This is a genomic window from Streptomyces huasconensis (assembly GCF_021028635.1).
In the GTDB taxonomy this organism is placed as follows: domain Bacteria; phylum Actinomycetota; class Actinomycetes; order Streptomycetales; family Streptomycetaceae; genus Streptomyces; species Streptomyces huasconensis.
Map to the genome: position 1 here is coordinate 5745355 of NZ_CP086119.1, position 22831 is coordinate 5768185.

Consider the following 22831-nt stretch of genomic DNA (forward strand, 5'->3'; position numbering starts at 1 on the left):
GCTGCTCTCCCGGGCCCGAGCGCGGCCTCCCCGCGGGCGGTGCCCGGGGCGGGCGCATTAGCCTCCTGGCCATGGCGAAAGATGTATGGCTTCCCTACGAAGCGCACGAGATCCCCGGGTTGCCCGAGGCGTCGGAGGCGGGCCTCGACTACCGCTGCTGGGACGGCGGCCCGGAGTTCCCCGCGGACCCGGCCGACTGCGTGTTCTACGTGGTGCCCTATATGAAGCCCGACGAGATCGCCGTGCGCCCCCTGCCCGCGATGACGTCCGTACGCGTCGTGCAGACGCTGACCGCCGGGATCGACCATGTCCAGCCGGGCCTCGGGTTCCTCGCCCCCGGAGTGCGGCTGTGCAACGCCCGTGGGGTGCACGAGGCCAGCACCGCCGAGCTGGCCCTCGGCCTGATCCTCGCGTCGCTGTGGGGCATCCCGCGCTTCGTGGAGGGGCAGCGCCAGGAGGAGTGGCGGTCCGGCTTCTACCCGGCGCTCGCCGACAAGTCCGTCCTCATCGTGGGCTACGGGTCGATCGGTTCCGCCATCGAGGACCGGCTCACCCCCTTCGAGTGCGCGCGGGTGGCGCGCGTCGCGCGCTCTTCCCGTGCCACGGAGCGCGGCCCCGTGCACCCGCTGGCCGAACTGCCGTCGCTGCTGCCCCAGGCCGACGTCGTGGTGGTCTCCACGCCGCTCACCGAGGACACCCGAGGACTGGTGGACGCCGCTTTCCTGGCCCGCATGAAGGACGGCGCGCTGCTCGTGAACGTCGCCCGCGGACCCGTGGTCGACACATCGGCACTCGTCGCCGAACTGGAGTCCGGCCGCCTCACCGCCGCCCTCGACGTGACCGACCCGGAACCCCTGCCCGCAGGTCACCGCCTGTGGCACGCTCCTGGAGTGCTCATCAGCCCGCACGTGGGCGGTTCCACGTCGGCGTTCCTGCCCCGCGCCCAGCGCCTGATGGCCGCCCAGGTGACGAAGTTCGCCGCGGGCGAGCCCCTTGACAACGTCGTACGGACCATAGGCCGTTGATCGCCTGAGGGCGCATTGTGCACGCTACGCGCTCGTATGCGTGCGCCCCGTGTTCAGTTCGGCGTTGATCGTCACGCAGCGTAGAGGGGCTATGTCCCTGCGTGACGATGCTGGTGTATCGTCCCGACAGGGGATGCGCCGTGGACCTTTCGGCGCGGGGATGAGACGTACGACTGCGAGGGGGGCGACAGGCGATGTATGGCCTATGGGCGGACGATCCGACGCGGCGGGAAAGCCGTCGCCGACTCTCGCGCACACCGGTGCGAAGGCTCCGGCGCGGCGCGAGCCGCACGAGCGAGCGGCCCCGCACCCCGCAGCGCCCGGACCGCCACGGCGGACGCGCGCGGCGGACGGACACGCGGGCGACGCGGATCAGGGCGATCCAGTGACCGCCCCGCCGACCACGAGCGTCCTCGCGGCGGGCCCCTGCTCGGCCCCGCCGCCCCCGAGGGCGCCCCAGATCCGTCACCCCCAGCAGGGTGGCCGCGGCGTCGTCTCGCAGGTGGTGCTGCTGCTCATCTGCGGTGTGTACGCGTTGGGCTCCGCGCTCGGCTGGGGCTCGGAGCGACTCGCCCTGATCATGGGGGACTTCGGCCTCAGCGTCGCCGCCGCGACCGCCGCCGTATCCTGCTTCCGCTACTCCCGGACCCGGCGCAGCCGGTTTCGACCCGCATGGCTGCTCTTCTCGGTCTCCTCCGCGATGGCGGCCCTCGGCAACGGCGTCTGGGGCTGGTACGAAGTCGTGCTCCGGCAGGAGGTGCCGAGCCCCGGCCTGGCCGACCTCTTCTTCCTCTGCTTCGCCCCGCCCGCCATCATCGGCCTCCTCGTGCTCGCCAAGCGGCCGGTGACCAAGGCGGGTTGGGGCTGCCTCGCCCTCGACTCGTGGCTGATCGGGGGCTCGCTCCTCACGATCTCCTGGAGCCTCGCCCTCGCCCACACCGCACAGTTCCAGGGGCGCGACGTCGCGCACGCCGCGCTCTCGCTCGCCTACCCGCTCCTCGACATCGCGCTCGTCAGCATGGTCCTGGCGCTGCACTTCAGACGATCCTCGGCCAACCGCACCGCGGTGAACACCGCGATCGCCGCGCTCGCCCTGACCGTCATGTGCGACGCGCTGTTCACCTCGCCCCTGCTGCACGCGAGTTACCGCTCGGGCCAGCTGCTTGACGCCGGCTGGTTCGCGGGCTCCCTGCTCCTCGCCTACGCCCCCTGGGCCGCGCCCTGGCCCCAACGCGCGGAAGCCGGGACGGAGCACGCGCGCGTGCCGGACGAGATCCCCGAGGACGCGCGGACCACCACCCGGCCGATCGCCGGATCGCTGGCCGCCCTCACGCCGTATCTCGCCGCCGCCGTCTGCACCCTGGGAATCCTCTACAACGTGCTGAGCGGGCGGAGCGTCGACCGGGTCGTGCTCTTCACGGCGGGCACCGTCGTCCTCGCCCTCGTCGCCCGCCAGGGCATCATGCTGCTGGACAACATCACCCTCACCCAGGAGCTGGCCCAGAAGGAGAACCACTTCCGCTCCCTGGTCCAGGGCTCCAGCGACGTCATCATGATCGCCGCCCCGAACGGCATCCTGCGGTACGTGAGCCCGGCCGCCGCCGGGGTCTACGGCCGCGACGCCGAAGAGCTCGTGGGCTCCGAGCTGGCCTCGCTGATACACCCCGAGGACCTCGGCCGGGTCGTCCACGAGGTGCGCAGGTTCCTCGCCGCCAGCCCCGTCGAGGAGCCCACCACCCGCATCGAGTGCCGCTTCCGGTCGGGCAACGGCGACTGGCTGAACGTGGAATCCACCGTCAACCGCCACCACGGCGGCCTCATCTTCAACAGCAGGGACGTCACCGAACGGGTCCGCCTCCAGGCGCAGTTGCAGCACAACGCCGAGCACGACCCGCTCACCGACCTGCCCAACCGCGCGCTGTTCACCCGGAGCGTCAGCCAGGCCCTGACCGGCCGCAGGGTGACCGACCGCGGCACGGCCGTGCTCTTCATCGACCTCGACGGCTTCAAGGCCGTCAACGACACCATCGGCCACCAGGCGGGCGACGAACTGCTCATCCAGGCGGCGCGCAGACTCCAGGAGGCGGTGCGCGCGGGCGACACCGCCTCCCGGCTCGGCGGCGACGAGTTCGCGGCTCTCATCGTCGGCGACGGGACCAGGGACCAGGCCGCCAGGGAGCAGCACATCTACGAACTGGCCGACCGGCTGCGGATCACCCTCTCCCAGCCCTACACCATCGACGGCAACGACGTGCGTGTCGCGGCCTCCATCGGCGTCGCGTTCGCCGAACCGGGCATCGGCGCGGGCGAGTTGCTGCGCAACGCCGACCTCGCGATGTACCGCGCCAAGGCGGCGGGCAAGGGGCGCGTCGAGCTGTACGCCCCGCAGATGCAGGCCGACGTCGTCCGCAAGGCGCAGCTCGCCACCCGGCTGCGCTCCGCCCTGCACGACGGCGAGTTCGCCCTGCTCCACCAGCCGGTGGTCTCCCTCGACGACGGCCGGATCACCGCGGTCGCCGCGCAGGCCCGCTGGCGCTCGGCCCAGGGCATCCTCTTCACGCCCGCCGAGTTCCTGCGCGTGTCCGAGGCCGGGCACGGCAGAGACGCCGGTAACGGCAAGGAGAGCGACCGCGCGGCCGAGCTGGGCCGCTGGATGCTCGAAGAGGCCGTCAAGCAGGCCGCCGAGCGCGGGCGCTCCGGGCACGCGGTCCCGGTGGCCGTCCGCATGAGCGCGCGCCGCCTGCTGGACCGCTCCATGCCCCTCGGCTCCATCGAGGCGCTCCTGACGCGGCACGGCCTGCCCTCCGGGGCGCTCATCATCGAGCTGGCCGACAGCGACCCCCGGGTCTCGCTGGACGACCTGGAGCGCCGGCTCACCGCCCTGCGCAGGCTCGGCGTCCGTATCGCCCTGGACGGCTTCGGCAGCGGCTATGCCGCGATCACCGCGCTGCGCCGGCTCCCCGTGGACGTACTGAAGCTGGACCGCAGCCTGATCGAGGGCGTCGTCGAGTCCGCGCGGCTGCACAAGATCACCGCCGGTCTGCTGCGCATCGCCAACGACCTCGGCCTGCTCTCCGTGGCCGAGGGCGTGGACCTGCCCGAGCAGGTGGTCGCCCTGCGCGCCATGGGCTGCACGCACGGGCAGGGCGTGGCCTTCTCCGGGCCGCTCGACGAGTACCGGCTGCGCCGGGCGCTCTCCCTCGGCGAGTACCCGGTGCCGCGCGGCCCGGCCGAGCCGGTGCTGGCGGGCGGCCCCGCGGGCACGGCCCCGGCCCTGGCAGGCGGTTCCGCGAGCACGACGTACGTGGGCGGGCCGTCCGGCGTCTTCGTCGGCGGGGCCCCCGGCTCCTACGCCGGCGGGCCGCAGGGAGCCTTCGCGGGCGGGGCGGCGGGGGCGTTCGCGGGCGGCTCCCCGGCGACGTACGCGACCGGCCTCTCGCCCTACGCCCGTTCACATAATGAGACCCCCATCCCACCTACTTGACAGGCACTGCGTGCCGGGGGGAGGGTCAATGCCATGCGCACCCGAATTCTCGTACTTGGAAAGCGCGTCGGCTGAAGCTGGGACCGACCGGTCCGAACACCGGACCCCAGCGACCGCACCCGGCGCGCTCCCCTCGCTTGCCTCACGGCACGAGGGGTTTTTTGTTGCACCGGCACCCGCCAAAACCCCGCAAAACCCCCGCAAAAACCCTCAGCTTCGAGAAGAGAATGCCGATGACCGAGCAGGCCACCGGGGCCCACCATCCGCAGCCGCGGCCCCGATCCTCTGGACAGCACTCCACCTCCGTCGAGCACGTCACGGGTGCGCAGTCCCTCATTCGTTCTCTCGAGGAAGTCGGGGCCGACACGGTGTTCGGCATCCCCGGCGGCGCCATCCTGCCGGCGTACGACCCGATGATGGACTCCACCCGGGTCCGGCACGTCCTGGTCCGCCACGAGCAGGGCGCGGGCCACGCCGCCACCGGGTACGCCCAGGCCACCGGCAAGGTCGGCGTCTGCATGGCGACGAGCGGCCCCGGCGCCACCAACCTGGTCACCCCGATCGCCGACGCCCACATGGACTCCGTCCCGATGGTCGCGATCACCGGCCAGGTGGCCTCCAAGGCCATCGGCACGGACGCCTTCCAGGAGGCGGACATCGTCGGCATCACCATGCCGATCACCAAGCACAACTTCCTGGTCACCAAGGCCGAGGACATCCCGCGGACCATCGCCGAGGCCTTCCACATCGCCTCCACCGGCCGCCCCGGCCCGGTCCTCGTGGACATCGCCAAGGACGCCCTCCAGGCCCGGACCACGTTCTCCTGGCCGCCGCAGATGGACCTGCCCGGCTACCGCCCGGTCACCAAGCCGCACGCCAAGCAGATCCGCGAGGCCGCCAAGCTCATCACCGCGGCCAAGCGCCCGGTCCTGTACGTCGGCGGCGGCGTCCTGAAGGCCCGGGCCACCGCCGAGCTGAAGGTCCTCGCCGAACTGACCGGAGCGCCCGTCACCACCACCCTGATGGCGCTCGGCGCGTTCCCCGACAGCCACCCGCTGCACGTGGGAATGCCGGGCATGCACGGTGCGGTCACCGCCGTCACCGCGCTGCAGAAGGCCGACCTGATCGTCGCCCTCGGAGCCCGCTTCGACGACCGCGTCACCGGCAAGCTGGACAGCTTCGCGCCCTTCGCGAAGATCGTCCACGCCGACATCGACCCGGCCGAGATCGGCAAGAACCGCGCCGCCGACGTGCCGATCGTCGGTGACGCCCGCGAGGTCATCGCCGACCTCGTCCAAGCCGTCCAGGCCGAGCACACCGAGGGCCACACGGGCGACTACTCCGCCTGGTGGAACGACCTCAACCGCTGGCGCGACACCTACCCGCTCGGCTACACCCAGCCCGAGGACGGCTCGCTCTCCCCGCAGCAGGTCATCGAGCGGATCGGACAGCTCGCCCCCGACGACACGATCTTCGCGGCGGGCGTCGGCCAGCACCAGATGTGGGCCGCGCACTTCATCCAGTACGAGAAGCCCGCGACGTGGCTCAACTCCGGCGGCGCCGGGACCATGGGCTACGCGGTCCCGGCCGCGATGGGCGCGAAGGCCGGTGAGCCCGGCCGCACGGTGTGGGCGATCGACGGCGACGGCTGCTTCCAGATGACCAATCAGGAACTGACCACCTGCGCCCTGAACAACATCCCCATCAAGGTCGCCGTCATCAACAACGGCGCCCTCGGGATGGTCCGCCAGTGGCAGACGCTCTTCTACAACCAGCGGTACTCCAACACCGTCCTGCACAGCGGCCCCGAGGACATCGGCCCCAACAAGGGCACGCGCGTCCCGGACTTCGTGAAGCTGTCGGAGGCCATGGGCTGCGTGGCGATGCGCTGCGAGCGCCCCGAGGACCTCGACAAGGTCATCGCCGAGGCCAACGCCATCAACGACCGCCCGGTCGTCGTGGACTTCATCGTCCACGAGGACGCCCAGGTCTGGCCGATGGTCGCCGCCGGCACCTCGAACGACGAGGTCATGGCCGCCCGCGGGGTCCGCCCCGACTTCGGCGACAACGAAGACGACTGAGACCGAGAGCGAAAGAGAGACCACGAGCCATGTCCACCAAGCACACGCTCTCCGTCCTGGTCGAGAACAAGCCCGGCGTCCTCGCCCGGATCACCGCCCTGTTCTCGCGCCGCGGCTTCAACATCGACTCCCTCGCCGTGGGCGTCACCGAGCACGCCGACATCTCCCGCATCACCATCGTGGTGAACGTCGAGGACCTGCCGCTCGAACAGGTCACCAAGCAGCTCAACAAGCTCGTCAACGTCCTGAAGATCGTCGAGCTGGAGCCGGGCGCCGCCGTGGCGCGCGAACTGGTCCTCGCCAAGGTCCGCGCCGACAACGAGACCCGCTCCCAGATCGTCGAGATCGTCCAGCTGTTCCGCGCCAAGACCGTGGACGTCTCCCCGGAGGCCGTCACCATCGAGGCCACCGGCAGCAGCAACAAGCTGGAGGCCATGCTCAAGATGCTGGAGCCCTTCGGCATCAAGGAGCTGGTCCAGTCCGGCACCATCGCGATCGGCCGGGGCTCCCGCTCCATCACGGACCGCAGCCTGCGGGCGCTCGACCGCAGCGCCTGACCCGGGTCCGGCGGCATTCCTCTCGGATGCCGAGACCCGTGAACTTCCCTCACCGAACCCGCCGTACGGTGGGACGCAACACCAGCACACATAGGAGATTCCCAGTGGCCGAGCTGTTCTACGACGACGACGCCGACCTGTCCATCATCCAGGGCCGCAAGGTCGCGGTCATCGGCTACGGCAGCCAGGGCCACGCCCACGCGCTGTCGCTGCGCGACTCGGGTGTCGACGTCCGCGTCGGTCTGCACGAGGGCTCCAAGTCCAAGGCCAAGGCCGAGGAGCAGGGCCTGCGCGTGGTCACCCCCTCCGAGGCGGCGGCCGAGGCCGACGTCATCATGATCCTGGTGCCGGACCCGATCCAGGCCCAGGTCTACGAGGAGTCCATCAAGGACAACCTCAAGGACGGGGACGCGCTGTTCTTCGGCCACGGCCTGAACATCCGCTTCGGCTTCATCAAGGCCCCCGAGGGCGTCGACGTCTGCATGGTCGCCCCCAAGGGCCCGGGCCACCTCGTCCGCCGTCAGTACGAGGAGGGCCGCGGCGTTCCGTGCATCGCGGCCGTCGAGCAGGACGCGACCGGCAACGGCTTCCCGCTGGCGCTCTCGTACGCCAAGGGCATCGGCGGCACGCGTGCGGGCGTCATCAAGACGACCTTCACCGAGGAGACCGAGACCGACCTCTTCGGCGAGCAGGCCGTGCTCTGCGGCGGCACCGCCGCGCTGGTCAAGGCGGGCTTCGAGACGCTGACCGAGGCCGGGTACCAGCCGGAGATCGCCTACTTCGAGTGCCTCCACGAGCTGAAGCTGATCGTCGACCTCATGTACGAGGGCGGCCTGGAGAAGATGCGCTGGTCGGTCTCCGAGACCGCCGAGTGGGGCGACTACATCACCGGCCCGCGGATCATCACCGACGCCACCAAGGCCGAGATGAAGAAGGTCCTCGCGGAGATCCAGGACGGCACGTTCGCCAAGCAGTGGATGGACGAGTACCACGGCGGCCTGAAGAAGTACAACGAGTACAAGACCCAGGACGAGAACCACCTCCTGGAGACCACCGGCAAGGAGCTGCGCAAGCTCATGAGCTGGGTCAACGACGACGACGCGTAAGTCGTACGACACAGGGCCGGGGCGCAAGCCCCGGCCCTTGTCCACCCCGTCCAGCCACGGACGGGTGATCCTTCCGCAGAGGCGCATGCTGATCGGTTCGGCGCCACTATGCTTCTGTTCAACATTCGCGTCGGGCCCACAGCGTCGTGCGTCTTCCACGCGGCTAAGCGACTCCGCCTGCGGCCGTCGGGACGGCCGTCCGCAAGGGACTTGTGAGGACTCACGTGAGCACTGCTGCCACCGGCAAACCCGTCGTACTCATCGCCGAGGAGCTGTCGCCGGCCACTGTCGACGCCCTGGGCCCGGACTTCGAGATCCGGCAGTGCAACGGCGCGGACCGCGCCGAGCTGCTGCCCGCCATCGCCGACGTCGACGCGATCCTGGTCCGCTCCGCGACCAAGGTCGACGCCGAGGCCATCGCCGCCGCCAAGAAGCTGAAGGTCGTCGCCCGCGCGGGCGTCGGCCTGGACAACGTCGACGTGTCCGCCGCCACCAAGGCCGGCGTCATGGTCGTGAACGCCCCGACGTCGAACATCGTGACGGCCGCCGAGCTGGCCTGCGGCCTGCTCCTGGCCACCGCGCGCAACATCCCCCAGGCCAACTCCGCCCTGAAGAACGGCGAGTGGAAGCGGTCCAAGTACACCGGCGTCGAGCTGGCCGAGAAGACCCTCGGTGTCGTGGGCCTCGGCCGCATCGGTGCCCTCGTCGCCCAGCGCATGAGTGCCTTCGGCATGAAGGTCGTCGCCTACGACCCGTACGTGCAGCCTGCCCGCGCCGCCCAGATGGGCGTGAAGGTGCTGTCCCTGGACGAGCTGCTCGAGGTCTCCGACTTCATCACCGTGCACCTCCCCAAGACCCCCGAGACCCTCGGTCTCATCGGCGACGAGGCGCTGCACAAGGTCAAGCCGACCGTCCGCATCGTCAACGCCGCGCGCGGCGGGATCGTCGACGAGCAGGCGCTGTACTCCGCCCTCAAGGAGGGCCGCGTCGCGGGGGCCGGCCTGGACGTGTACGCGAAGGAGCCCTGCACGGACTCCCCGCTCTTCCAGTTCGACCAGGTCGTCTGCACCCCGCACCTCGGCGCCTCCACGGACGAGGCGCAGGAGAAGGCGGGCATCGCCGTCGCCAAGTCGGTGCGCCTGGCCCTCGCCGGCGAGCTGGTGCCCGACGCGGTGAACGTCCAGGGTGGCGTCATCGCCGAGGACGTCCGTCCCGGCCTGCCGCTCGCCGAGAAGCTCGGCCGCATCTTCACCGCCCTCGCGAGCGAGGTGGCGGCCCGCCTCGATGTCGAGGTGTACGGCGAGATCACCCAGCACGACGTCAAGGTGCTCGAACTCTCCGCGCTGAAGGGCGTCTTCGAGGACGTCGTCGACGAGACCGTCTCCTACGTGAACGCGCCGCTGTTCGCCCAGGAGCGCGGCGTCGAGGTCCGCCTCACCACCAGCTCCGAGTCGCCCGACCACCGCAACGTGGTCACGGTGCGCGGCACGCTCGCCGACGGCGAGGAGATCGCTGTCTCCGGCACGCTGGCCGGGCCGAAGCACCTCCAGAAGATCGTCGCCATCGGTGAGTACGACGTCGACCTGGCGCTCGCCGAGCACATGGTCGTCCTGCGGTACGCCGACCGCCCCGGCGTCGTCGGCACCGTCGGCCGCGTCCTCGGCGAGGCGGGCATCAACATCGCCGGCATGCAGGTCGCGCGCGCCGATGTGGGCGGCGAGGCCCTCGCGGTCCTCACCGTCGACGACACGGTCCCGCAGTCGGTCCTGACCGAGCTGGCCGCCGAGATCGGCGCGGAGTCCGCGCGCGCGGTGAACCTCACGGACTAGGGGTTACGGGCCCTGGAGCTTCGGGCCCCGCCATCACTGGCTTCGCCGAGTCCGTCCTCAAACGCCGGACGGGCTGGAAGTGCCGGACGAGCTGGGGGATATCTCCCCGGCTCGTCCGGCTTTTTCCGTACGCAGCGCCCCCGCGGCCAGGGCCGCCGCCGCCAGCAGGATCACCGCGCCGGTCAGTGCCGCGGCGTGCATGCCGCTGGTGAACGCCTCGCGCGGGGAGCCGGCTGAGGAGCGGCCGCGGGTGCGCGCGAGGGGAGTGCGGTGCGTGTCGTGCGGGTGCTACCAGTCCATGCAGGTGGCCGGGACGTAACCCCTGATGTTGGAGTCGTTCGGCATGACGTACAGCCACTTGTTGCTGCTCTTGCCGCAGAGGCGGTACGTCTGGCCGGTGAAGGCGTGGCCGTCGTTGCAGACGAACGCCTTGCGGCCCTTGTTCACCTGGCCCACGGCGTAGCCGTTCACCTTCGCGGTGGTGCGGACCTTCACCGCCTCCTTGGCGGGGACGTTGGTGAGGCCGCGGGAGCAGTCCGGCCCCGCGGCGGCCGCGGTGCCCGTGGTGACGACGGTGCCGGTGAGCGCGATGGCGGAGACGGCGACGGCGGAGGCCAACAGCCTGAGCTTCATGAGGTGTTCGTTCTCCCGAGTGGAGGATGCGTGTTCGGACGGGGAAGACCGTACTCCGCCAAGATCACCGCGGCGGCGGTTCGTTACCCGCCCCTTACAGTCGTGACGACTTCAGGACCATGTGCAGCAGCAGCCGGTCCTCGCCCTCGTCCAGGTCGAGGCCCGTGAGCTGCTCCACGCGCGAGAGGCGGTAGTAGAGCGTCTGCCGGTGGATGCCCAACTCCGCCGCCGTGCGGCCCGCCTGGCCCGCGCAGTCGAGGAACACCTCGGCGGTGCGGGCCAGTTCGCGGTGGGCGGGGGTCAGCAGGCGGCGGACCGCCGGGTCGTGCGCGGCCTCCGGGGGCAGCGCCGTCAGCAGCCGGTAGGGACCCACGTCCGACCACTGCGCCACCGGCCCGAAGCGACGCTCGGCGAGCGCCGCGCGCGCCGCCCCGGACGCCTCCCACCAGGCGGCGCCCAGATCCTCCAGGCCGTGCCGGGCCCCCGCGATCCCGGCGGCGCTGCCGGCCGCGGCGCCCCCCGCCGTCGCCAGGAGGCGCGCGGCCGCGGTGTGCGCGGGGGAGAGCACGTCGGCCGAGCGCAGCCGGACCAGCGCCGCCAGACACTGGCCCGTCGTCCCCCACGGCACCGTGCAGATCGCCGCGGCCGACGGCACCGTACGGGCGGCGGGGGCGTTCTCCGGGTCGGCGGAGGGCCAGGGGGCCACGCAGACCACCGCGTGCAGCCGCTCGGCGCCGGAGCCCAGGGCGGTGCGCAGGGACGCCACCGCCATGTCCCGCTGCCAGCCCCGCTCGGCGGTCAGCACCGCGCGGAACTCCCGGGTCAGATCGGCGCCGGCCTGCGCCTCGTCGGCCAGCAGCGCGCCGATCCTGGCCGTCACCTCCATGGCGGCGCCCAGCTGCCGCTCGGTCGGGCCCGGCTCGTCGTCGAGCAGCCATACGTACCCCAGGGCGAAGCCCCGATGGCGTACGGGCAGGCAGATCCGGCCGCGCAGGACGCCCGCCTCCGGGGTGGGCGGGATGCGGACCGGGCCCGTGGCGCGGGTGATGCCGAAGCCCTCGAACCAGGCGCGGACCTCGGCCGTGGAGCGGCGCGTCAGGATCGAACGGGTGCGGACCGGGTCCAGGGCGGTCGCGTCGAAGCCGCTGTCCCCGTCCCCTCCGCCGTCGTGCGCGCCGAAGGCGATCAGCTCGAAATCCCGGTTCTCCAGGGTGGCGGGAGCGCCGAGCAGCGCCGAGATCTCATCGACCAGTTCTTGGTAGTCGCCCTTCACACCCCCCATTCTCGCGCAGCCTCCCGCCTTCTTCAGACAGGTGTATGAGATCCAGGGCACGGATGCGTGACAGGTGTCGATGGCTCGGGGCAGGGGTGATCCTTAGATTTCACGGTGGTTCTCCGTGCCGTACCGCCATGTCACCCACCCGTAGGACTATGTCGGTAGGGCACTCGTTCTCGTACACCCGTGGAGGTGCCCCGTGCTGGGTCCCGTGATCCTCGCCGCGTCACGCAGCGACAAGATGCGCCGTTTCGTCTCGGCGGCCCCCGGCACCAAGCAGGTCGTGGACCGGTTCATCGCCGGTGAGAGCGTCGACCAGGTCGTGCCGATCATCGTGGACACCGCGGACAAGGGCCTTGAGCTGACCCTCGACGTGGTGGGCGAGGACATCACCACCGTCGAGCAGTCCCACGCGGCCCGCGACGCCTACCTGGAGCTGATCGACCGCCTGAAGGATCTCGGCCTCGGCACCAAGGCGGAGATGTCCGTGAAGCTGTCGATGTTCGGCCAGGCGCTGGAAGGCGGCCACGAGCTGGCCCTCGCCAACGTCCGGCCGGTCGTCGAGGCCGCCGCCGCGATCGGCACCACGGTCACCCTGGACGCCGAGGACCACACCACCCTCGACTCGATGTTCGCCATCCACGACGCGCTGCGCGAGGATTTCCCGCAGACCGGCTGCGTCATCCAGGCCTACCTCTTCCGCACCGAGGCCGACGCCCGCCGCCTCGCCGCGAACGGCAGCCGCGTGCGTATCGTGAAGGGGGCCTACAAAGAGCCCGCCGAGGTCGCGTACCAGAACAAGGCCGAGATCGACAAGGCGTACGTCCGCATCCTGCGCATCCTGATGGAGGGCGACGGGTACCCCATGATCGGGTCCCACGACCCGCGCCTGATCTCCATCGCACAGGAGCTCGCGCGGCGCGCGGGGCGCAAACTGGATGAGTACGAATTCCAGATGCTGTACGGCATCCGCAGCGACGAGCACCTGCGGCTGGCCGCCGAAGGCCACCGGATGCGCGTCTACACGGCGTACGGCACCGACTGGTACGGCTACTTCATGCGCCGTCTCGCGGAGAAGCCGGCGAACCTGCTCTTCTTCGCCCGCTCCATCCTCACCAAGGACTGAACCAAGGGCTGAGCTCCCACCCCCTCGACCCTCTTAAGGAGACACGGAACTCATGGACGCTGTCACTCAGGTCCCCGCCCCGGTCAACGAGCCGGTGCACGGCTACGCCCCCGGTTCCCCGGAGCGCGCCCGTCTCGAGACCAAGCTCAAGGAGCTGGCCGAGAACCCCATCGAGCTGCCGATGACCATCGGCGGCGTCAAGCGCCTCGGCGGCGGCGAGCCCTTCCAGGTCGTGCAGCCGCACAACCACAAGTCCGTCATCGGCACCGGCCGCCACGCCACCCAGCAGGACGCCCAGGACGCGATCGACGCCGCCCTGGCCGCCGCCCCGGCGTGGCGCGCGATGTCCTTCGACGACCGCGCCGCGATCATCCTGCGCGCCGCCGAGCTGCTGTCCGGCCCCTGGCGCGAGACGCTGGCCGCCTCCACGATGCTCGGCCAGTCGAAGACCGCCCAGCAGGCGGAGATCGACACGCCCTGCGAGCTGGTCGACTTCTGGCGCTTCAACGTCAAGTACGCCCGTGACCTGCTCGCCGAGCAGCCGCCGGCGAACGCTCCCGGCGTGTGGAACCGTCTGGACCACCGCCCGCTCGAAGGCTTCGTCTACGCGATCACGCCGTTCAACTTCACGGCCATCGCGGGCAACCTCCCGACCGCCCCGGCCCTGATGGGCAACGTGGTCGTGTGGAAGCCGTCCCCGACGCAGACCCACGCCGCCGTGCTGCTCATGCAGCTCCTGGAGGAGGCCGGGCTGCCCAAGGGCGTCATCAACCTCGTCACCGGTGACGGCATCGCCGTCTCCGAGGTCGCCCTGCACCACCGCGACCTGGCCGGCATCCACTTCACCGGCTCGACCCCGACCTTCCAGCACCTGTGGAAGACGGTCGGCGAGAACATCGCGAAGTACCGCACCTACCCGCGTCTGGTCGGCGAGACCGGCGGCAAGGACTTCGTCGTCGCGCACCCGAGCGCCGACCGCGCCATCCTGAAGACCGCGCTGACCCGTGGCGCCTTCGAGTTCCAGGGCCAGAAGTGCTCCGCGACCTCGCGCGCGTACATCCCGGCCTCGATCTGGAACTCCGGCTTCAAGGAGGAGTTCGCGGCGGAGGTCGACGGCATCAAGATGGGTGACGTCACCGACCTGACGAACTTCATCGGCGCCGTCATCGACGAGCGCGCGTTCGCCAAGAACAAGGCGGCCATCGACCGCGCCAAGGCGGACGACACCTGCACGATCGTCGCGGGCGGCACCTACGACGACTCGGTCGGCTACTTCGTGCGCCCGACCGTCGTGGAGTGCACGGACCCGGCCAACGAGGTCTTCACGACCGAGTACTTCGGCCCGTTCCTCGCCGTCCACGTCTACGAGGACGAGAAGTACGACGAGATGCTGGCCCAGATGGAGTCGGTCTCGGACTACGCGCTCACCGGCTCGGTCATCGCGAGCGACCGCGCGGCGGCCGCGTACACGATGGACAAGCTCCGCTACGCCGCGGGCAACTTCTACATCAACGACAAGTCGACCGGCGCCGTCGTCGGCCAGCAGCCCTTCGGCGGCGGCCGTGGCTCCGGCACCAACGACAAGGCGGGCGCCCCGCAGAACCTCCAGCGGTGGACGCTGACGCGCGCCATCAAGGAGACGCTGGTCCCGCCGACCGAGTACGGCTACCCGCACATGGGCTGACGCCCCTGCCGGGTCCCTGCGGCCCGCCCCTGAACCCCGCCTCCGATCCGGGCCCCACCCCGATCGGAGGCGGTGTGTTTTTCCGGCCCCGTCAGCTCAGGGCGTCGACGGCGATGCGGGTCATGTCGGCGGCGATGCGGTCCTCGCCGGGGGTGTCCGGGTCCAGGCGCGTGGTGTACACGGAGATGACGAGGGGCGCGCCGCCACCCTTCGGGGGCCAGGCCACGGCGACGTCGTTGACGCCGCCGTACGCGGGCGAGCCGGTCTTGTCGCCGACCCGCCAGCCCTCGGGCAGCCCGGCCCTGATCCGCGCGTCGCCGGTGGTGTTCTCGACGAGCCAGCGGGTGAGCTGGCCGCGGTCGAGCGGGTGCAGGGCGTCGCCGAGGACGAGCTTGCGCAGGTTCGCGGTCATGGCGGCCGGGGTCGTCGTGTCGCGCCGGTCGCCGGGGAGGTTGGTGTTGAGGTCGGTCTCCCACCGGTCGAGACGGGTGTGGGGGTCACCGAGCGAGCGGGCGAACTCGGTGATGCCGGCCGGCCCGCCGATGCGCCGCATCAGCAGGTTGCCGGCCGCGTTGTCGCTGTACGTGATGGTCGCGTCGCACAACTCCCGTACGGTCATGCCGGTTTCGAGGTGCATCTCGCACCGCGGCGAGTACGTGACCAGGTCCTTGCGCCCGTACCGGATCAGTACGTCGAGCAGCCCGGGCTCCTGCTCGCGCGCCCGGCGCAGGATCGCGGCGGCGGCCAGAACCTTGAACGTCGAGGCGATGGCGAAGCGTTCGTCCGCGCGGTGGCCGAGGGTGGCGCCGGTACCGGTGTTCAGGGCGTGCAGACCGATGCGGCCCGGATACCCCTTCTCCAGCTCGCGCAGCTGCCGCCGGGCGTCGGCAAAGGGCATCGCGGCGTGCGCGGCGTGCGCGGTGCCGGGCACGGACAGGAGGACGGGGGTGATGGCGGCGGCGCCAAGGAGCGTTCTGCGGGAGGGAGTTGCGTTCATGATCCAGACGGTACCTGGGTGGTGCGCGGGCCGGCTTGGAAGCCGTACAGCAGGAGGGGGCGGGGCATCGGGAACGCCGGCGACGCCGGGTGTCCGTGTTGTAGCCTGGCCTCGCGCCGGTAGGCAGGCGTGCTCCACACTCCGAGGACCCGGCACCTTGGAGGGAGTGAAGGGCTCTGACGAACCCACCTACGAGCACGGGCAGTGTGTGTCAGGGATATACGCATCACCTCAGTGGTCGCGCCGGGCGACAGAACCACAGGGGGACGTATGTCCAAGCAGAGCAATCGCCGGCGTGCGGCCGACATGTGCGACAAGGCGACCGGTGTCGGCTACCAGCGGAGCCTGAACTGGGCCGAGGAGAACCGGATCTCGCGCCTGCGGCCCGTACCGGACGCGGCCACTTCCGGTCAGCGGCGCTTCGAGGCCCTCCTCGCGCACAGCCTGACCGAACCGCTGCGAGACCGCCAACTCGACGGTGCCGTGCTCGGGTTGCAGGGCGTCGACCCGTGTCCCGAGCAGCCTGTTCTCCGCCTGCATCCGGTCATGGCGAGCCGAGTGGTGGCCGAACTGATGCCGCGCTTCGACGCCTTCTTCGGCGGCATGCGCGGGGTCCCCGGGCTGCGCCTCACACGCTCGGACGGGCACTGGCTCCTGGTGGACGTGGGTGGCTCGGCCTCCGTGCGTCTGGCCCACGAGGACCCCGACTGGACCCCGCGGCTCCCGGGGCGGGAACGGGGCATGACCGACATCTGGCGAGACGCGCCGACCCGGCTCTCGCGTGTCGAGCGCCAGGAGATCGCCGATTGGGCAGGGGGATATGGCCATGCGTTCAGTGGCGAGGCCCGTGACCTGCTGTTCAGCCGGGTGTTGCGGCGTCCGTGCCTGATCAACGTCGCGGCGAGCGCGCACGGCTGGGCCAATACCTACAACCACCACACAGAGGACATCGTCATCGAGTGGTGCTGTGGCGTGCCCGCCAAGGAGGTCGCCGTCGACCTGCTGCGCAGTGGAATCACCGCAGCCACCGATGGTGTGGACTGCCAACCGAGGTTCAGCCGTGATCCGCACCCGGAGCGCATCGACCTCGGTGACGCCGCCCTCGTGCTGCGCTGCCTCAACGCCAACTGGTGCAAGGAAGACGGGGTCGAGCGCATCGCCGCCGCGAACCGCAAGAGGTACCGGTGAAGGCCGTGGAAGCCGTCGTCCTGGCGGTGCTCCTCCTCGGAATCGTGCTCGGGCTGCTCCAGGCAGTGGTGAGGGCCCACCGGGACACACAGATCCTGCGCATGCTGCGCGGGGCCCTCGCCGACTGCTCACCCGACGAACGGACACGCCTCTGCCTCGAACTGGTCCAGGTGCTGCGGAGCACCGCGGTGCTGCCCCTGGGCGGGCCGCAGCCGCCGGAGGGGCAGGGCTGATCGCAGTACGCCCGGTGGCCGCGTGCAGGGGCCGCGCTGCGCCGGCTCGTGTCCGCTCAGGCCTCCATGAGGATCTGTCAGACCTCCACGAGGACCTGATCGAGGGACTTGCGCACCAGGTCGGGGACCTGGCAGTCCGGTGCCGGGTATCCGACGGAGATCACCGCGAACGCCTTCTCGTTCTCGGGGCGGCCGAGCACCTGGGAGAGGAACCGCATCGGGCTCGGCGTGTGGATCAGCGCGGCGAGGCCCGACAGGTGCAGGGCGGACAGCAGCATTCCGACCGCGATGCCGACCGACTCGTCGACGTAGTAGTGCTTGTGCTTGGTGCCGTCCTCGCCCAGCCAGTACCGCTGCTGGAAGACGACGATCAGCGCGGGCGCGTCCGTCAGGTGCGGCTTCACCTCGTCCGTGCCGAGGGGGCGCAAGGCCGCCAGCCACTCCTCGCCGAGCCGCCCGTCGTACGAGATCTGCTCCTCGTGCTCGGCGGCCTCGCGGATGCGGCGGCGGATCTCCGGGTCCTGGACGAGGACGAACGTCCACGGCTGCTGGTGCGCGCCGGACGGTGCCGTCGCCGCGCACGCGATGGCGTCCCGCACCACCTGCGCGGGCACCGGGTCCGGGGCGAACTGCCGCACCGTGCGCCGCTCCCGCATCCGCGCCCGCAGTTCGGCGGCCCGCGCCAGGGACTGGTCCTCGGGCATGCGCTCGGGCCGGTACGGCACGGAGCGGTAGGGCTTGCCATGGATGGGGGTCCACTGTTGTTCCTGCTCGGTCTCAGGCATGCCTCCGATTCTGCTGCGGGCAACGCCTCCGCGCCATGGTGCAGACCAATCGGAACGGGCTGGGTAGGTGGCTCGATGGTGGGCACCGGCCACGGCATGGCGATCATCCCCGCCCTCTCGCTGACCGGAGCGCCCGACTCCGTGGAGATCACCGACCTGGGAGTGGACCGCCCGACGCGCTCCGTCGGCTACGTCACCACCCCTGAACTGGCCTCTTCCCTTGCCGTACGGGCGCTGATCCGCGAGCTGCGGGCGGCACGCGCGGGAAGCCCGTCTCAGATAGTAGGAAGTCCGAGTAATTGTGGAGACAGACGCTCCGCCCTGCCTTAGCGTTGGAGGAGCCGAACGTCTCGCTCGATCAAGCGAATGGCGGTCGTGAGCCGGAGCCCCGCGCAGGCGAACCCTGCCGCTCCGCAGCTCCCCGTCGCTTGGGGGTCCCCTCACGCCCATTAGGCAGTGGGGGAGTCTCGACAATCACCCTTTCCTTTGCTTCAAGGAGTGGATCTCCCATGGCCGAGACGACCGTCCGCCGCGTCCGTCACACCTCCCGCAAGAGCGACTCCGAGCGCACCGAGCGCAAGAACGCCGCCCTGGCCCTCCAGCGAGCCCTGGACCGCAGGGACAACGGCGGGGAGACGGGTCACTGAGACCCGCGCACCCCGCGTGCTCCGCGCACGACCTCGAAGTGGTCGACGCGCTCGCCGTTCTCGGCGAGCGCGGAGACCGACAGCTTCGGGTGCGCGCCCGGCGTCACCTCCACCGCGAGGAACGAGAAACCGGTGTAGCGCACCCGTGACCACGCGACCTTCTCGGGGTCGGACCGCCGTGCCTTCGTCCAGTGGAAGGTCGCGATCTCGTCGCGGTCGTGGACGTGGCCCTCGTAGCTGTCCCGCACCCCGGGGCCGAATTCGTAGAGGTCCTTGCCCGCGCCGCCCGCGGTGACGTACACGATGCCGTCGCGCGTCGGATCGGTCGACGCGCCGACCGGCACGGGCCTGCCGACCTCGCCACCCTTGATGGCGTCGGTGCGTTCGTAGACGTGGTTGTGGCCGTTGACGACCAGGTCCACCTGGTGCTTGGTGAACAGCGGCAGCCACGCGTCGCGCACCCCGCCGTCGGAGGCGTGCCGCGAGGTCGAGTAGGCGCAGTGGTGGAAGAAGACGACGACGAAGTCCACGTCCTCGTCCGTCCGCAGCTCGCCCAGCCGCCGGTCCAGCCAGGCGGTCTGCTCCCCTTCGGTGTAGCCCCGGTTGGCGGGGATCTCGTACGAGACGTCGTTGGCGTCCAGCGCGACGACGCCGACATTGCCGTACGTGAAGGAGTAGACGCCCGGCGCGTGGCGCGGGTCGAAGCCGTTCTCCGGGAGCGACCAGCGCGCGGACTGCCCGCCGTAGCCGTTCGGCGAGTACCACGCCTCCATGTCGTGGTTGCCGGTCGTCACCATCCACGGCACCGACTTCGCGACGGACTCGGTCTGCGCGAGGAAGGTGTCCCACACCCGCGCGTCATACGTGTCCGAGTCCTCGCCGTGCCCGGTGGTGTCCGCGTAGCAGAGGTCGCCCGCGTGGAGGTGGAAGGACGGGTTCTGGCCCAGGATCAGCTGGTCGTTGGCGAGGGCGTGATAGCTGACGCCCTGGTCGCCGAAGGCCGTGAAGACGAATTTCTCCGCCCGCGCGGGCGCCGTCCTGAACGAGCCGAGCGTCGCCATCCGTTCGGGCGATGCCGGGTCGAAGCCGTCGTGGCCGACGCCGTAGTAGTACGTCGTGCCGGGCTCCAGGCCGTCGAGCGCCGCGTGCAGGTAGTACTGCTCCACGGCCGGCAGCTTCTTCGAGAGGGACGGCGTGCGCAGGTCGCGCACCTCCGCCTCGATCTTCCGGCTCAGCTCCCACGGCTTCGGCCCCACCCGCAGGTAGGGGGCCTTGACCGGCAGCGGCACCTGCCAGGAGATCCGCATCTGGGACCTCGGGTCGGCCCCGAACGCCAGATGCCGGCCGAAGGGTGCGACCAGCCCGCCGTCGACCCGCACCGGGGCGGCCGGGGTGCTCGACGTGTGCGCGGCCGGCACGCCCCCGCCGTACGCGGTGCTCGAACTGCCCGTGAGCAGGCCGGCGCCGGCCACCGTCCCCGCGGCCGCGAACGAACGGGCGAGCACCTTGCGCCGGGAGAGCTTCGCGCGCAGGTACTCGTGCTGCTCCGGCATGCTCATCCGGGCCGCGAGCCGCTCCGGAACGCCGAGGTTCGGAATGCCGAGGTTGGGTGTGTCCATGGCAGGGAACTTCCCAGCGCTGCCCAACTCCCGTCACACGTCAGGGTGAACAGAACCTGTCTGCCGGGCAGATGTCCGCATGCCGGACAGCGTATGTCATCCCCTGGGACGAAGAGTAGGCTGCCCGCATGTCGGACAGCTCTCGCATCCTCAATCTCGCAGTGATCCCCGGTGACGGCATCGGCCCGGAGGTCGTGGCCCAGGGGCTCAAGGTCCTCGGTGCCGTCCTCCCGCCGGATGTGAAGCTGGAGACCACGGAGTACGACTTCGGCGCCCAGCGGTACCACGCCACCGGTGAGACCCTCACCGACGCCGACGTCGAAGCCCTCAAGCGGCACGACGCGATCCTCCTCGGCGCGATCGGCGACCCCTCGGTCCCGTCCGGCGTCCTGGAGCGCGGCTTCCTGCTGAAGCTCCGCTTCCTCTTCGACCACCATGTGAACCTGCGGCCCTCGAAGCTGCTCCCGGGCGTCGCGACGCCGCTCAAGGGCCAGCCCGAGATCGACTTCATCGTCGTACGCGAGGGCACCGAGGGCCCCTACACCGGCAACGGCGGGTCGATCCGCACCGGGACGCCGCACGAGGTCGCCACCGAGGTCTCCGTCAACACCGCCTTCGGTGTCGAGCGCGTGGTCCGCGACGCCTTCGCCCGCGCGCAGGCCCGCCCGCGCAAGAAGCTGACGCTGGTCCACAAGAACAACGTCCTCGCCTACGCCGGTCACCTCTGGACGAACGTCTTCAACAAGGTGGCCAAGGAGTTCCCCGAGGTCACCACCGACTACATCCACGTCGACGCCGCGACGATCTACCTCGTCACCGACCCCGGCCGCTTCGACGTGATCGTCACCGACAACCTCTTCGGCGACATCATCACCGACCTCGCCGCGGCCGTCTCCGGCGGCATCGGCGTCGCGGCCTCCGGCAACATCAACCCGGGCCGCGAGTTCCCGTCCATGTTCGAGCCCGTGCACGGCTCGGCGCCGGACATCGCCGGCCAGGGCAAGGCCGACCCCACGGCCACCGTCCTCTCCGTCGCCCTCCTGCTGCGCCACCTCGGGTACGAGCCCGAGGCCGCCCGCATCGAGGCCGCCGTCTCCGCCGACCTCGCGGAGCGCGGGGAGAGCGTGCGCACCACCGAGCAGATCGGCGACGCGCTCGCCGTACGAGTAGCGGGCTGACCCGGCGGCTCGAAGACCTCACAGAAGCCGCCGGGCCCCACAGGGCACCCGGCGGCTTCTCGTATGCGGCCCCGGGTGTCACCATCGATCCCCGGGCCGCACCCATGCCGTTTCCTCCTCGGGACCCCGCGAGCGATAATCGAACGCGGGGCCGTGAAGACAGGAAGCTCGGACGTCGCAGTACCGGTGGAAGTACCCCTCGGTACGGGCGGCGTGAGCGCGGTCCGTCACCATCACACCGTGAAGGACGAAGCACTCATGACGACGCCGACGACGCCGACCATCGAGCTCAAGCCCTCCTCGTCGCCGCTGGCCGCGGCGGAGCGCGAGGCGATCATGGCCAACCCCGGGTTCGGCCGCCACTTCACCGACCACATGGTGACGATCAAGTGGACGGAAGGCCGCGGCTGGCACGACGGACAGCTCGTCCCCTACGGCCCGCTGGCGCTCGACCCGGCGACGAACGTCCTGCACTACGCCCAGGAGATCTTCGAGGGCCTCAAGGCCTACCGGCAGCCCGACGGCTCGGTGGCCACCTTCCGCCCCGACGCCAACGCCCGCCGCTTCCAGGCCTCGGCGCGGCGCCTCGCCATGCCGGAGCTGCCCGTCGAGACGTTCATCGAGGCGTGCGACGTGCTGGTCAAGCAGGACAAGGCGTGGGTTCCGGCGCACGGCGGCGAGGAGTCCCTCTACCTGCGCCCGTTCATGATCGCGACCGAGGTGGGCCTCGGCGTGAAGCCCGCGAACGAGTACCTGTTCGTCGTCATCGCCTCGCCGGCGGGCGCCTACTTCCCCGGTGGCGTCAAGCCCGTCTCCATCTGGCTCTCCGAGGACCGCGTGCGCGCGGTGCCGGGCGGCATGGGTGACGCGAAGACCGGCGGCAACTACGCCGCGTCGCTGCTCGCGCAGGCCGAGGCCGCGGCGAAGGGCTGCGACCAGGTCGCCTACCTCGACGCGGTCGAGCACAAGTGGGTCGAGGAACTGGGCGGCATGAACCTGTACTTCGTGTACGGGAACAAGATCGTCACGCCGACCCTGACCGGCTCCCTGCTCGCCGGCATCACCCGTGACTCGCTCCTCACCGTCGCGCGTGACCTCGGTTACGAGTCGGAGGAGGCCCGCGTCTCCATCGACCAGTGGAAGAACGACTCCGAGAACGGCACGCTCACGGAGGTCTTCGCCTGCGGCACCGCGGCCGTCATCACGCCCGTCGGCACGGTCAAGTGCAACGCGGGGGAGTGGCAGCAGAGCGGTGGCGAGCCGGGTGAGGTCACGATGAAGCTGAGGGAGGCTCTGCTGGACATCCAGCGGGGTACGGCGCAGGACGTGCACGGCTGGATGCACGGGCTGGGCTGAGGCTTTTTATTAGGGGCGCGTGACTGC

19 protein-coding genes and 1 pseudogene are annotated in these 22831 nt (G+C 70.8%); 14 read left to right on the top strand and 6 right to left on the bottom strand.

The features are described 5' to 3' along the window. The first annotated feature begins 71 nt into the window (after positions 1–71). The 6 genes from J2N69_RS26240 to serA all read left to right on the top strand — a co-directional run bounded on the left by J2N69_RS26240 (position 72) and on the right by serA (position 10082). Positions 72–1025, top strand: a complete 954-nt coding sequence (locus J2N69_RS26240) for a 2-hydroxyacid dehydrogenase (RefSeq protein WP_230902920.1) — start codon at positions 72–74, stop codon at positions 1023–1025. Positions 1026–1410: 385 nt separating this feature from the next. Next, on the top strand, positions 1411–4509 hold the full coding sequence (locus tag J2N69_RS26245; protein ID WP_408056801.1) for a putative bifunctional diguanylate cyclase/phosphodiesterase: 3099 nt from the start codon (positions 1411–1413) through the stop codon (positions 4507–4509). Positions 4510–4742: 233 nt separating this feature from the next. Next, a complete protein-coding gene (locus J2N69_RS26250) occupies positions 4743–6590 on the top strand; it encodes an acetolactate synthase large subunit (RefSeq protein ID WP_230902922.1) in 1848 nt (615 codons plus the stop codon). Between the two features lie 29 nt (positions 6591–6619). Then, the gene (gene ilvN / locus J2N69_RS26255) at positions 6620–7147 is read left to right on the top strand and encodes an acetolactate synthase small subunit (protein ID WP_230902923.1); all 528 of its coding nucleotides are present in this window, start codon (positions 6620–6622) and stop codon (positions 7145–7147) included. Positions 7148–7251: 104 nt separating this feature from the next. Continuing rightward, entirely contained in the window at positions 7252–8253 is a 1002-nt protein-coding gene (gene ilvC / locus J2N69_RS26260) for a ketol-acid reductoisomerase (RefSeq protein ID WP_127909881.1), read from the top strand. 224 nt (positions 8254–8477) lie between these two features. Next, a complete protein-coding gene (gene serA, locus J2N69_RS26265) occupies positions 8478–10082 on the top strand; it encodes a phosphoglycerate dehydrogenase (RefSeq protein ID WP_230902924.1) in 1605 nt (534 codons plus the stop codon). A gap of 57 nt (positions 10083–10139) precedes the next feature. Here the strand turns inward: serA and J2N69_RS26270 are convergent, their stop codons facing one another. The 3 genes from J2N69_RS26270 to J2N69_RS26280 all read right to left on the bottom strand — a co-directional run bounded on the left by J2N69_RS26270 (position 10140) and on the right by J2N69_RS26280 (position 11997). Further along, on the bottom strand, positions 10140–10283 hold the full coding sequence (locus J2N69_RS26270; protein ID WP_269075634.1) for a hypothetical protein: 144 nt from the start codon (positions 10281–10283) through the stop codon (positions 10140–10142). An 87-nt stretch (positions 10284–10370) separates the two neighbouring features. Beyond that, entirely contained in the window at positions 10371–10715 is a 345-nt protein-coding gene (locus tag J2N69_RS26275) for a hypothetical protein (protein ID WP_230902925.1), read from the bottom strand. Between the two features lie 94 nt (positions 10716–10809). Further along, positions 10810–11997: a PucR family transcriptional regulator gene (locus J2N69_RS26280; protein ID WP_230902926.1), complete on the bottom strand. Its 1188-nt coding sequence runs from the start codon at positions 11995–11997 to the stop codon at positions 10810–10812. A gap of 193 nt (positions 11998–12190) precedes the next feature. On the opposite strand from J2N69_RS26280, the gene J2N69_RS26285 reads away from it, so the two are divergent. Further along, the gene (locus J2N69_RS26285; protein WP_230902927.1) at positions 12191–13117 is read left to right on the top strand and encodes a proline dehydrogenase family protein; all 927 of its coding nucleotides are present in this window, start codon (positions 12191–12193) and stop codon (positions 13115–13117) included. A gap of 52 nt (positions 13118–13169) precedes the next feature. Then, positions 13170–14801: an L-glutamate gamma-semialdehyde dehydrogenase gene (gene pruA, locus J2N69_RS26290; protein ID WP_230902928.1), complete on the top strand. Its 1632-nt coding sequence runs from the start codon at positions 13170–13172 to the stop codon at positions 14799–14801. A 91-nt stretch (positions 14802–14892) separates the two neighbouring features. Here the strand turns inward: pruA and bla are convergent, their stop codons facing one another. Next, positions 14893–15798, bottom strand: coding sequence for a class A beta-lactamase (gene bla / locus J2N69_RS26295; RefSeq protein ID WP_230902929.1), 906 nt, complete (start codon positions 15796–15798; stop codon positions 14893–14895). Positions 15799–16068: 270 nt separating this feature from the next. Here bla and J2N69_RS26300 point away from each other — a divergent pair, with 270 nt between their 5' ends. Then, on the top strand, positions 16069–16986 hold the full coding sequence (locus J2N69_RS26300) for a hypothetical protein (protein ID WP_230902930.1): 918 nt from the start codon (positions 16069–16071) through the stop codon (positions 16984–16986). Then, entirely contained in the window at positions 16983–17219 is a 237-nt protein-coding gene (locus tag J2N69_RS26305; RefSeq protein WP_230902931.1) for a hypothetical protein, read from the top strand. Before J2N69_RS26300 ends, J2N69_RS26305 begins: the two co-directional genes overlap by 4 nt. Before the next feature lie 77 nt (positions 17220–17296). Here J2N69_RS26305 and J2N69_RS26310 read toward each other — a convergent pair whose 3' ends face one another. Next, complete coding sequence (locus J2N69_RS26310) at positions 17297–18004, bottom strand: nitroreductase family protein (RefSeq protein WP_230902932.1); 708 nt, start codon at positions 18002–18004, stop codon at positions 17297–17299. Between the two features lie 72 nt (positions 18005–18076). Between J2N69_RS26310 and J2N69_RS26315 the strand changes: the two are divergent. Beyond that, a pseudogene (locus J2N69_RS26315) lies at positions 18077–18334 on the top strand (LysR family transcriptional regulator); the annotation flags it as partial. 179 nt (positions 18335–18513) lie between these two features. After that, on the top strand, positions 18514–18651 hold the full coding sequence (locus J2N69_RS26320) for a hypothetical protein (RefSeq protein ID WP_167515840.1): 138 nt from the start codon (positions 18514–18516) through the stop codon (positions 18649–18651). Here the strand turns inward: J2N69_RS26320 and J2N69_RS26325 are convergent. After that, positions 18645–20270 carry a purple acid phosphatase family protein gene (locus J2N69_RS26325; protein WP_230902933.1) on the bottom strand — a complete coding sequence of 542 codons (1626 nt, stop codon included), beginning with the start codon at positions 20268–20270 and terminating at the stop codon, positions 18645–18647. The two genes, J2N69_RS26320 and J2N69_RS26325, sit on opposite strands and share 7 nt — an antisense overlap. A 128-nt stretch (positions 20271–20398) precedes the next feature. Between J2N69_RS26325 and J2N69_RS26330 the strand changes: the two genes are divergently transcribed. Both J2N69_RS26330 and J2N69_RS26335 read left to right on the top strand, forming a co-directional pair. Then, on the top strand, positions 20399–21448 hold the full coding sequence (locus J2N69_RS26330) for a 3-isopropylmalate dehydrogenase (RefSeq protein WP_230902934.1): 1050 nt from the start codon (positions 20399–20401) through the stop codon (positions 21446–21448). A gap of 258 nt (positions 21449–21706) precedes the next feature. Continuing rightward, the gene (locus J2N69_RS26335) at positions 21707–22804 is read left to right on the top strand and encodes a branched-chain amino acid aminotransferase (RefSeq protein WP_127909905.1); all 1098 of its coding nucleotides are present in this window, start codon (positions 21707–21709) and stop codon (positions 22802–22804) included. Positions 22805–22831: the final 27 nt, after the last annotated feature.